General features: G+C 44.2%; 7 protein-coding genes. All 7 read left to right on the top strand.

Annotated elements, in window-relative coordinates:
• Positions 1-267 (top strand): chitinase N-terminal domain-containing protein (locus GC098_RS27430; RefSeq protein ID WP_171646379.1); only part of this gene is annotated, 267 nt, incomplete at its 5' end.
• A 389-nt stretch (positions 268-656) separates the two neighbouring features.
• On the top strand, positions 657-3,026 hold the full coding sequence (locus GC098_RS27435; RefSeq protein WP_171646380.1) for an AraC family transcriptional regulator: 2,370 nt from the start codon (positions 657-659) through the stop codon (positions 3,024-3,026).
• Positions 3,027-3,179: 153 nt separating this feature from the next.
• On the top strand, positions 3,180-4,823 hold the full coding sequence (locus GC098_RS27440) for an extracellular solute-binding protein (protein WP_376773962.1): 1,644 nt from the start codon (positions 3,180-3,182) through the stop codon (positions 4,821-4,823).
• A 70-nt stretch (positions 4,824-4,893) separates the two neighbouring features.
• Positions 4,894-5,853, top strand: a complete 960-nt coding sequence (locus GC098_RS27445) for an ABC transporter permease (RefSeq protein WP_171646381.1) — start codon at positions 4,894-4,896, stop codon at positions 5,851-5,853.
• Positions 5,854-5,866: 13 nt separating this feature from the next.
• Positions 5,867-6,736 (top strand): carbohydrate ABC transporter permease, encoded by an 870-nt coding sequence (locus GC098_RS27450; RefSeq protein WP_171646382.1) that lies wholly within the window; start codon positions 5,867-5,869, stop codon positions 6,734-6,736.
• A gap of 34 nt (positions 6,737-6,770) precedes the next feature.
• Positions 6,771-7,961 carry a glycoside hydrolase family protein gene (locus GC098_RS27455; RefSeq protein ID WP_171646383.1) on the top strand — a complete coding sequence of 397 codons (1,191 nt, stop codon included), beginning with the start codon at positions 6,771-6,773 and terminating at the stop codon, positions 7,959-7,961.
• Positions 7,962-8,104: 143 nt separating this feature from the next.
• Positions 8,105-12,102: CBM96 family carbohydrate-binding protein (locus tag GC098_RS27460; RefSeq protein WP_171646384.1), on the top strand; the 3,998-nt coding region annotated here is incomplete at its 3' end.

Raw genomic sequence — 12,102 nt, forward strand, 5'->3', positions numbered from 1 at the left:
GTCCTTTCCAATGACAACTGGGATGGCGACGGCAATTTCAAAGTTGACATGAATATGTGGTGGGGAACGAATGGAACGACCTATCATTTATACGAAAACGGTATTCTCATCTATACACAAGCAATGACAAGCCATACACCGGCTGCTCAATCTGCAATGGCGACCGTAGCAAATAGAGCAATAGGCACCTATGAGTATCGCGCTGAGCTCGTTAACCATGCGGGAACCATGTCCAGCGATAAGATGATTGTAAAAGTAACTAAGTAATACGATTGGAAGAGGAAACTCAAAAAACGGAGAACGTGTGGCATATGCGGCTCCGTTTTTTATACAGCGGTCCCTTTGGTGTGGCAACAAAAAATGATCAAGATCTTTCCTGCTTCTGCGGGTTGTCCACCGTTGAAATGGAATACTCGAACTATTGAAGTAATTGGAGGGGAGAACGGACTGCTAGTATCATTAAACGAATTATTGTAAATTGCATTGCTGATTTTCAATATATGTTTATCGTGTGATGGCGGCTATAATAAAAGTGTGAGACATGCCATCTTGTGAATAACCAGTAAATGAGCCTAACCTTCGGCAGGTTTTGATGATTATTCATCAGAATCTGCTGTTTTTGCTTACTTGAAGGAAGTGTAGAAAGGGGAATTGCAATGCGTTCACTAAAAATTTGGGGCTGGCGTAAAAGTATTGTTTGGACATGGTTTATTTCCTATTTAATTATTCTTTTCTTGCCAATTGGGGTTAGCTTCATCGTATATCAACAATCGAGCAAAGTCCTAATGAGCGAAATTACTCGCGCCAATACAACGATGATGAATCAGGTGAGAGATGCACTTGATAACAGGTTTGAAAACATCGAACGGCTCAACACGGTCATTACGTTTAATACCAATGTTCAAGATCTCATTTACTCCAATATGATTGATGCCGACCAAGCGTTCAAAACGTATCAAGTGACACGGGATTTGCAGTTTTACACAATCTTTTACCCCTTTGTAGATGATTACTATATTTATAACGCCAGAACGGATCAAATTTTGACATCAAGTAGTATACGTAACAGTAGGCTAGGTTACGAGTTAACTCTTAACGGAGGAAATCTATCCTACGATAAATGGCTTTCGAATGTGACCCAGAAAGGACAAAAGGTATATCGACCCATTGAACGTGTGAGTGAGAATGGAAAATTAACCAGAAGCTTGGCCTTAATCAGTTCATTTCCGGCAGCGGCAAATGAACAGCCTGTAGGAAGCGTTGTCATTATGATTGATGAAGCTCGGCTGCAGGAAATTGTCAACAAGGTGCAGCTCTTTAATGGCGGAGAGATGTTTATTCTGGACAAGGATAACCAATCGCTCTTATCCAATTCACCTGATCAATCGGTGAATTCCTTGATCATAGATTCGTTTGCCGGAGATACCGGTACTCTATTTGCCCTATCCAAGGGAAAGGAATCCCAGTATTTCTTTACAAAATCGACGATCTCCGGTTTAAAGTATGTTTTGGTAGTTCCGCGTCAATTATTTTGGGGAAATGTCGAATATATTCGACTTTTAACGTATATAACGCTGCTGCTTGTGCTTCTGGGTGGTTTGCTTTTAGTTTTATTTTTTATCAGGCGTAATTATAATCCCGTCAACAAGTTGTTGCAAACCATTCAAAACGAAACTCGCGATCCTAAGTCCCCTGAGGAGAATGAATTCAATTTCATCCAACAGGCCTTATTTAAAACCCTAGATGAAAAACAAAGCTTCCGCTTGAAATTAAATCAACAAAATCATTTACTGCGCTCCAACTTTATTTCAAGACTGCTGAAAGGGCGACTGGATACGCAGATTCCGTTGGAAGAAGCTTTAAATACCTTTAATATGACATTTTCGACAGACGATTTTGCTGTCATTCTCTTCTTTATGGAAAACAACGATGAATTTATTTCTCGAGTGGAGGGAAGGGATGATGCTGAGAAAATAAAATTGATGTATTTCATTATTACAAACATCGTTGAAGAAATCGCCAGAAAACGACACGCGGGTTATATAGCAGAAGTTGATGAAATGCTAGCTTGTTTGACTTGTTTCAGAGAAGGGACACACGACGAGCAAGAGCAAGATCTATTAAATATCGCTTTGGAGGCCCAAGCTTATTTGCGGGACAATTTCCGTATTCATCTTGAGTTCTCGATCAGTGCAGTTCATGCAACCGTAGAAGGTATTGCTGAAGCTTACAAAGAAGCCATGGATGTGATGGAATATCGAGTAGTGACAGGGAACCTGAATGTCATCTCATTCAATGAAACCCACAAACACAAAATGGATCAACTTCATTCGGAATACTATTACCCGTTGCAAGTGGAGCAGCAATTGATTAATTATGTCAAAATCGGTGATGTCACAAGGGCAAAACAAACTTTGGATGATATATTCGACCGCAACATCAACAAAGCTTTGGTATCCGTGCAGATGACCAAATGTCTTATGTTTAATATGGTAAGTACGTTCATCAAAACAATTAATGAAATCGGGAATGTCGAAGAAACGGGATTTATGAAAAACCAGCATCATCTGAACCAGCTCATGTTCTGCGAATCCATAGGAGAGATGAAGACACAGCTCACAGCCATGCTTCAAGAGGTTTGTGATTATACGTTCACAGAACGAAAACGACGTCAGGAACGCTCCAGATATGAATCTTTGGAGAATTTAGTTGATAATGTCCTCAACTATATTGGTTCGCATTACCAAGATGTTAATTTAAATATTTCCAGTATAGCAGAACACTTTCAAATGAAATCCGCATATTTGTCTCAATTATATAAAGAACAACGTGGCGAAGGCATACTTGACGATATTAATAAGTTTCGTATCAACAGAGCGAAAGAATGGCTGAAGCTGGAACAGCTTAATGTGAATGAGGTTGCGAAAAGGGTCGGCTTTAATGAAGTGACGGCATTTATTCGGGTTTTCAAAAAATACGAAGGAATCACTCCAGGCAGATATAAAGAGCTTGAAAGTGAAAATTAATAATCGGATTTCCAGTTTTAATAACCATAAGCGTATTTTTGTAAGTTCCATTATGGATTTTCAATATATATTTTCCTTGGGATGCTTTGCATAATAAATATGTGAGACATGTCACACAGGAAGAAATTCGGAACAAAAAAATCAGGGGGGTTAATGCAATTGAAACAAATGAAAGTAAGGAAAATCATGACTTTTGTTGTCTTGACAGCTTCACTAGGTACGATGTTAGCAGCTTGTTCGACTAAGAAGGAGCCAACCGCTTCTACCACTATGGCACCATCTCCTGCAGCGTCAGCAACAGGGGTGAAGGTGACCTATCCGCTGACAACGGATAAAACGTTAAGTTACTGGGAGGAATTGACTTCAATTACGGCATCACTTAAACCCTCCCTTGGTGAAATACCATTTTACCAGGAATGGCAGAAACGCACCGGTGTTAAGCTGAAATTCATCTCTCCGGCTCCAGGTGCTGGAGATCAAATCAAGTCAGCGTTTAATGTGATGCTTGCTTCCGGAGATTTGCCGGATATGATTGAATATGATTTGATTGCTAACTTACCTGGTGGACCCGATAAAGCGATAAATGATGGCTATATATTGAAATTGAACGATCTGTTAGCTAAAAACGCTCCAAATTTAATGAAATATTTGAAGGAACATCCGGAAGTAGACAAGTTAGTGAAAACGGACAATGGCAGTTATTTTACAGTTCCTTTTATTCGCGGCGATGATAAGTTGATGACATTCCAAGGGCCTACACTGAGAAAAGATTGGTTGGATGAATTGGGTCTGCAAGTACCGACTACGATCGATGAATGGACTACCGTTTTGAAAGCGTTTAAAGAAAAGAAAGGAGCCACGGCACCACTCGGTTTGAGCCTAGGTAATCTTATATATGGCGGGTTTGTAGGTGCTTTCGGTGTTAAACCTGATTTCTATCAAGAAAACGGAAAAGTGAAATACGGTCCCGCAGAACCAGGCTATAAAGACTTCCTTACCTTGTTCCATAAGTGGTATGCGGAAGGGCTGCTGGACAAAAACTTTACAACTTTAGATGGAAAAACACTTGACGCCAATATTCTTTCCGGTGCGACGGGAGCAACAATAGCCAATGCGGGCGGGGGCATTGGCCGATATACGCCATTACTTGTAGCTAAGGATCCGAAGGGTGTGCTGAATGGCGCTCCTTATCCCGTCTTGAAGAAGGGGGATAAACCGAAATTTGGACAGAAAGATTTTGCCTTCACAGGGTTAGGTGTAGCAATTACCAAAGCAAGCAAAAATCCGGAATTAGCTATTCAGATGCTGGATTACGGGTATAGTGAAGAAGGCAGCCTGTTCTTCAATTTCGGTACACCAGGAGTTTCTTATAACATGGTTAACGGATATCCAACCTTCTCGGATTTAATCATGAATAACCCCGACAAGCTGCCTGTAGCGCAAGCTATGACTCTGAACATCAGAGGCAATAGCGGCGGGCCATTTATTCAAGACAAACGTTATGTGGAACAATATTTTGCACTCGACCAACAGAAACAGGCAGTGGAACAATGGAAGAGCACGGATGCTTCCGTATATAACATTCCGCCACTTTCACCGACTCCAGAAGAGGCATCCGAAACGGCCAAGATATTGAACGACATGAATACCTTTGTGAATGAAACCACGCTCAAAATGATTTTAGGCAGCGAACCGATTGAAAACTTCGACAAGTATATTGAAAAATTAAAATCATTAAAGCTGGATCGGATCATTCAACTGAAACAAGCTGCTTTGGACCGTTTCAACAAAAGGTAATCTTGACTTTACAGGAGTAAGGCGCACTTGTTGTCTTACTCCTTAACTAACATTATAAAGAGGAGTAGCTATGGAAAACACTCTATCCACCGGCTCCATTCGTGTTGAAGCTGATCCTGTGAAAAAGAGAAACAAAATTGGTAAGGATTTCTTGCTCAATAAGTATCTTTATCTCATGATACTTCCGGTCATTGTTTATTATGTAACCTTTAATTATATCCCTATGTATAGCGCGCTTATTGCCTTCAAAGATTATAATCCCATGCGAGGTGTGGGAGGAAGCGAATGGGTGGGATTCACTCATTTTACGGATTTATTTCAAAGCTTTTATTTATGGAGAATCCTTAAAAATACAATCATTCTTAGCGTATATTCCTTATTGTTTGAATTTCCAGCACCGATTATTTTGGCGCTTTTCATCAATGAAGTTAAACACAAATTGATTCGGAAATTCGTCCAGTCCAGCTCGTATCTGCCCTATTTTATTTCGCTTGTTGTGATCTGCGGCATGATTAAGGACTTCACCAATAGTGGAGGGGTAGTTAATTCGATTATTACTTTTCTCGGCGGTGACGGGAATGCGATGTTGGAAAAACCTGAATTATTTCGCCCGATCTATGTGTTGTCCGAAATTTGGCAGAAGATCGGTTGGGAATCGATTATTTATATAGCTGCATTGATGAATATTGATCAGGATCAATATGAAGCGGCACGAATCGATGGTGCTAACCGATTTAAGCAAATGCTGTATGTGACGTTACCGGGTCTTCTGCCTACGATTACGATTATGTTTATTATCCGAATGGGCAACATCATGAATGTCGGCTATGAAAAAATTCTGCTCTTATATAATCCGGCCATTTTCGAAACGTCAGATGTTATTAATACTTATGTGTTTCGTAAAGGAATATTGGAATTCGATTGGAGCTACAGCGCAGCGGTTGGACTCTTAAATTCGCTGATCAATCTAGTTCTACTTTTCTATGCGAATCGACTCAGCCGTAAAATAAGCGAAAACAGCTTGTGGTAAGGAGGATCCAATCATGTTGAGAAAACAAAATAGCTTGATCTTTAATCTTTTTATCTATATTCCGTTAGCCCTGCTTGTTATTGCAGCTTGTTATCCCTTGCTATATGTATTATTTGCTTCGTTGAGCGAACCGTCTCGAATTGTTGCTCATAAAGGCATGCTATTTCACCCCTTAGGGCTGAGTTTTCAATCCTATCTGTTTGTGTTTAAGAATCAAAATGTAATAAGCGGTTACCTGAATACGTTATTTCTAGTTGTTATGGGGCTCATCGTGAACCTGACCATGACCATACTGGCAGCCTTTGTATTATCGCGAAAAAATGTGTATTGGAATAAAATTTTAATGATCTTTATTGTAATCACGATGTTTTTTAATGGTGGTTTGATCCCTCTGTATCTAGTTGTAAAGGGGATTGGCTTGATTAATTCATTATGGAGTGTCATTATCCCTTTTGCTATTAATACCTTTTATATGATTATTATGCGTACAGCATTCCAGGCCATTCCGGAGAGTCTTGAGGAATCGGCGAAGATCGAAGGGGCCAATCATTTCACAATCTTGATGCGGATCGTACTTCCGCTTTCTCTGCCTGTACTGGCGGTGATGACTTTGTATTATTCGGTGGATCGATGGAACGGTTGGTTTTACGCTTCGATTTTTCTACAGGATCGCAACTTGTTCCCGCTGCAATTATTTCTTCGTGAAATTCTGATTGGCAATTCAACGGATAGTATGTCAAGTTCTTCTGCGGGGGATGGCTATCAGATTGGGGAGACGATTAAATATGCGACGATCATTGTCTCCACATTGCCGATTTTGGTGATGTTCCCATTTGTACAGAAGTATTTCGTTAAAGGTGTAATGATCGGAGCAGTAAAATAATCAAAGAGGTCTAATAGGAGGAAAAAACTGACACATGTCTACGAATAGTGTACAACAATTGTTGACAAAGTTATATCGAAACTCACTCATTTTTCAAGGAGTTCTGCCTCGCCCTCTTGGATCGGTTAAAGGCAAGATCGCGACGTTTCAGCCGGGTCATTGGACGGATGGATTTTGGCCCGCGATGCTGCTATTGGGTTATTCCTATGGGAAGGATCCGGTTTTGTGGGACGAATTTCAGCGATATGTGCCGATGTTGGCAGAGCGTGTGGCAGACGATCCCGAGATCAATCAAATGAAAGGTTACTTGGCACTCGATCACGATGTGGGTTTTATCTTTCACTTAACATGCGTCTATAAGGATCTTCTGGAACCGGATGAAGAAAGTCAGGCGATCGGTTTGAAGGCAGCAGAATCGTTGCTATCGCGATATAATGAGGCGGGTGCTTTCTTGAAAGCATGGAATGACTGGGAAGGGGACACTCCGGAATCGCGCTTGGACAAACAAGGGAAAATGATCATCGACAGTCTAATAAATGTCCCCTTGCTTTTCTGGGCTTTTCACCGAACTGGAAAGGTTGAATTTCAGAGGGCTGCCGAGCGGCATGTAGAAACGGTTCAGAAATATATCGTTCGCCATGATGGGTCGACCTATCATACTTACAATTTTGATCCTTTAAGTGGCGAGCCGCTTGGTGGCCGAACCGGACAGGGCTATGATCATGAGTCCTGCTGGAGCAGAGGGCAAGCATGGGCATTGTATGGTTTTGCACTAGCCTACCGTTATACGAGGAGGAAAGACTTCCTCGATACAGCAATCAAGTGTGCGGATTACTGGGTTACGTCGCTTCTGCCTTCGGGAGATGCACCTTGGGATTTCAACGCACCGCGTAATGAACGGCTGCCGATCGACTCGTCAGCTATGTCTATTGCGGCCTGCGGCATGCTCGAATTATGGAAGTTTACCGGGGAGCAAAGATTTCAAGACATGGCAATAGCTGATCTGAATCGGCTGCAAGCGGCTCATTTAGCGCCTGCTTTTCCCCAAGCAGAAGCATTCTTACTGCATGGAACCGTGGGTCCAGCTTATCAGCGAGGCAGTGAGGAAGAACGGATGTTTAACTATGTACATGCCAATCAAAGCTTGATTTATGGAGATTATTTCTACTTCGAGGCATTATTGAGACTCCATAATCCCGATGTTTTACTTCCATGGGATTTTTGAGGAACAGGTAGGGGTGAGTTTAGCCTTGCCAAAGTTTCAGTGTTTCCATAAAAATGGAGGCGCTTACACGTTAACTAACACATGTGAAAATACCTATTTTTCCCTGATAGCCATTAAAGTCAAAAAATAGGAGTGAATTTTATATGTACAGTTATTCTTCCCAAAAACCCTTCCGGCGTTTGGTAGGACGCAAACTGATGCTGGTCCTGATTTTTTCGATGGTCATCGGCATGATGCTTAGTATGAAGGGAAATGTAAAGGCAAGTCCCTTGGATCCGCCGAACCTGATCTTTAACCCCAGCTATGAATCCGTGACGGGCGGGTTTCCGAACGGGTGGGGGAAGTTTGTTCCTACAGGGGCACCGGAAATAAAAGTCGACCCCACGGTAGCCCATGACGGCAGCCTATCCCTGCGGATAAGTGCCGGGGCCACGGCCAGAGCGGATGTGAACCAATTTGTGTCTGTAACGGAAAATGTGTACTACGATCTAAGCATGTGGATCAAAACAGATATAGCATCAAGCGACTTAGGAACGACGGTTCGGCTTCAATTATTTGATAGCAAGGGGGGGAATATCGGAAACAACGTGAATGTGGGGAGCTGGAAAGGAACCAACGACTGGATGAAAGTGACGTATCGCTTTCGGACTCCGCCTGGCACGGTAAAGGTTCTCATCGAAAATTTCATATGGAATGCCACAGGAACAGTGTGGTTTGACGATGTCAAGCTGGAGAAGAGCGGCTATTTGACGGGCATGCTGCTTCAAGAGCACCCCCGGTTGCTGGCCACAGCGAACGATTTTATCGATATCAAACAGCGCATCGAAACCGATGCCCAGGTTTCGGCCTGGTCTCAGTCTGTCAAAGCCGGGGCGGACAACCTCCTGACAGCTCCCGTCTCCAAATATGAAAAGCCCGACGGGCTGCGTCTTCTGGATATAAGCCGTCAGGTGGTACAGCGCATGTACACGCTGGGTATGGCGTACCGGTTGGACGGGAATCCCGTCTATGCGGAACGGGCATGGAAGGAACTGGAGGCCGTCGCCGCTTTTCCGGACTGGAACCCGCCCCATTTCCTGGATACTGCCGAAATGACCCACGGATTCGCAATCGGTTACGATTGGTTCTACGACTATTGGAACGCCAACCGGAAGAAGACGATTCTCGATGCGATAGTCGCCAAGGGATTGAATCCCGGATTGAACGAATACAATACAAGTTGGTGGCCAAGTTCGGACAATAACTGGAACCTGGTTTGCAATGCCGGTCTCACTGCTGGCGCGTTGGTTGTCAGTGATGATCCGGCTTATCGGCTGCTTGCAGAAGATATTTTGCGTAAAGGTTTGGAATCAGTACCGGTTGCCCTGAAGCAATTCGCGCCGGATGGCGGCTGGTTTGAAGGATACGGGTACTGGAATTATGGAACACAATATTTGGCTCTGTATCTGGCTGAACTGAATAGCGCCTTGGGAACGGACTTCGGCCTTGCAAATCAACCAGGTATATCCCAAACGGGATTGTTCCCTATCTATTTGGAAGGACCAAACGAACAAGCCTTTAATTATGGAGAGGCCAATTCAGGAGTGACTCCGTCGCCTCAACTGTTCTGGATGGCACAGCACTTTAATCACCCTGAGCTGCAATGGTTCCGATACAAAATGACCGGATCGCCGCAAAGTTTGCTATGGTACCGTCCGGACTCCTACCCAGGTCCACGTGCGGGGGGCTTGGCCCGTGATCGTTATTTTGCTAATGTGGACGTTGCCACGATGCGCAGCGCATGGGAAGATAAAAATGCGGTCTTTACCGGTATTAAGGGAGCGGTTGTGCCTGAAAGCCACAAACAGATGGATGCGGGAGAGTTCGTTCTTGACGCCCTCGGTGTGCGATGGGCAACGCTATTGGGACCGGATGATTATAATCTCCCTGGGTATTTTGATAATCGGCATTGGAACTATTACCGCAACCGGGCGGAGGGGAGCAACACGCTGGTCATAAATCCGGGACCCGGTTTGGACCAAAATATTCATAATGCAGCTAAAATTACGGCATTTCACTCTGATTTGGATGGCGCTTATGCAATCACGGATTTAAAGCCGGTATATGGCGTGAATGTTACGAAAGCGCAACGTGGCATAAAGCTGTTTGACCAGCGTCGCCAGGTCTTGATTCAGGACGAAGTGGAGACGACGGATCCTTCCGACATATGGTGGTTCATGCATACCATGACGGAGGTTGAAGAAATCAGCAATGACGGGAAAACCGCCATATTAAGTCAAAACGGAAAGAGACTGTGGGCAACCATTCTCTCTCCGCAAGGCCAATTTACCGTAATGGACGCAGTACCTTTGTCATCTTCACCCGAACCTGCCGGGCAAAATCCAAACATTGGAGTGAAAAAGCTTTCTATTCATGTGCCGAATACAACGAAGCTGCAGTTATCCGTATTCATGGTGCCGTTGCGGGAATGGGAGCAGCCGCCTACAACGTTGCCTGATATTGTGCCTCTAACTGTGTGGAGCCAGTTGGCTGATCAGACTTCCCTGCTTAGCGGCATCACGCTCAACGGGCAGTTTTTACCGGGATTTGCTCAGGATATGTTCACCTATGATTGGCTACTTTCACCGGACGCAACTGCGCCCGTCGTAGCAGCCACTGCAGCTAACCCAGCTGCAACGGTGAATGTCACGAAAGCAACCGGTATCCCGGGAACCGCATTGGTGGAAGTAAGAAATCCCGGCGCATCGGTCGCAACGCGATATGCGGTACACTTGAATGTAGATTCGGTGTCTGTAGATGACTCCTTGCCTGTGCAAACGGTTACAAATAGTGCGAATGACGGCAATGCTCCGGAGAATACGCTGGATCGTAACTTCGATACTCGTTGGTCTGCGGAAGGAAAAGGTCAATGGATTCAATACGACTTGGGAGCCGAGACTGACATTCGCAGCGTCTCTATTGGCTGGTACAAGGCCAACGAGAGACAAGAGACGTTTGATATCGCGACATCGAAAGACGGACAGACGTGGGAGACCCGATTTAGCGGAAAGAGCGCTATAACGATGTTGAATATGGAAAACTATGATATCGGAGATGGTTCAGCCCGTTATGTGCGGATTATCGGATACGGCAATTCGGTTTCCCTTTGGAATAGCATTGCAGAGGTTCAAATATATGATAAGTTGATTGAGATGACGGAAGCCCCGAAGAGGTTAGCTATCGTATCTCTGACTTCCGAAACATCGACACTTGATGTCGGAGACTCCACGACCCTTAAGGTAACCGGAGTCATGAACGATGGCTCTGTTGCGGATCTTGCGCAGGCGGACGTTTCCTTTTATTCCAGCGACCCAAGTATTATCGCAGTTGATCCAAACGGAACCGTCAAGGCTGTCGGGGATGGATCGGTTAAACTTAGCGTTATGGTAACAAAAGATCGGTTCGTCAAGATGGCTATCCTCACACTTACGAGCAAGGACAAGAGTAAGCGATATCCAATCCAAGATACTTATGTGCAGGATGGCACTTCAAGCAACAGTAATTTTGGCAGTGGAACAGAGCTTCTTGTCAAATCTGCCCGCTATGCCGGTACGAATCGAATATCTTATTTACAGTTTGACGTGAACGGTATCGTACCGAATCCTGATAAGATATTCCTGAACGTATACGGAGCTGTAGGTGATGCAGACGGGACCGAGGTCGATATGTACCTGCACGAAGTGGCGGGTGACAACTGGGCGGAAAAGGAGATCACCTGGAACAATCGTCCCGTAACAGGAGCCGAAATCACCAAGGAGCATTTCAATAGCGTTCTCGGTTGGCATCAGATCGATGTAACGGACTATGTTAAGGCACAAGCTCTTGGGGATGGTATCGCAAGTATGGCACTGAAGCAAACCGGTATCGGTTATGCGCTTCGTTTGTACAGTAAAGAGAACGTCGACAACAAACCCTCCTATCTGTCGATTCTGAAATACGATGTGGATCCGCCTGTCACAACAGCAATGATTACGCCCGATCAACCGGATGGACAAAATGGTTTGTACGTAAATCCGGTAACGGTAACATTGACCGCCACCGATTATGGATCGGGTGTGGAGAAAACAGAGTACAGTCTGGACGGAGGAATCACATGGAAGAT

Source organism: Paenibacillus phytorum (genome assembly GCF_013141715.1).
GTDB classification, from domain to species: Bacteria; Bacillota; Bacilli; order Paenibacillales; family NBRC-103111; genus Paenibacillus_E; species Paenibacillus_E phytorum.

Coding starts and splice junctions, on each gene's coding strand:
- GC098_RS27435 (WP_171646380.1), top strand. CDS start 657: ATGCGTTCACTAAAAATTTGGGGCTGGCGTAAAAGTATTGTTTGGACA.
- GC098_RS27440 (WP_376773962.1), top strand. CDS start 3,180: ATGCAATTGAAACAAATGAAAGTAAGGAAAATCATGACTTTTGTTGTC.
- GC098_RS27445 (WP_171646381.1), top strand. CDS start 4,894: ATGGAAAACACTCTATCCACCGGCTCCATTCGTGTTGAAGCTGATCCT.
- GC098_RS27450 (WP_171646382.1), top strand. CDS start 5,867: ATGTTGAGAAAACAAAATAGCTTGATCTTTAATCTTTTTATCTATATT.
- GC098_RS27455 (WP_171646383.1), top strand. CDS start 6,771: ATGTCTACGAATAGTGTACAACAATTGTTGACAAAGTTATATCGAAAC.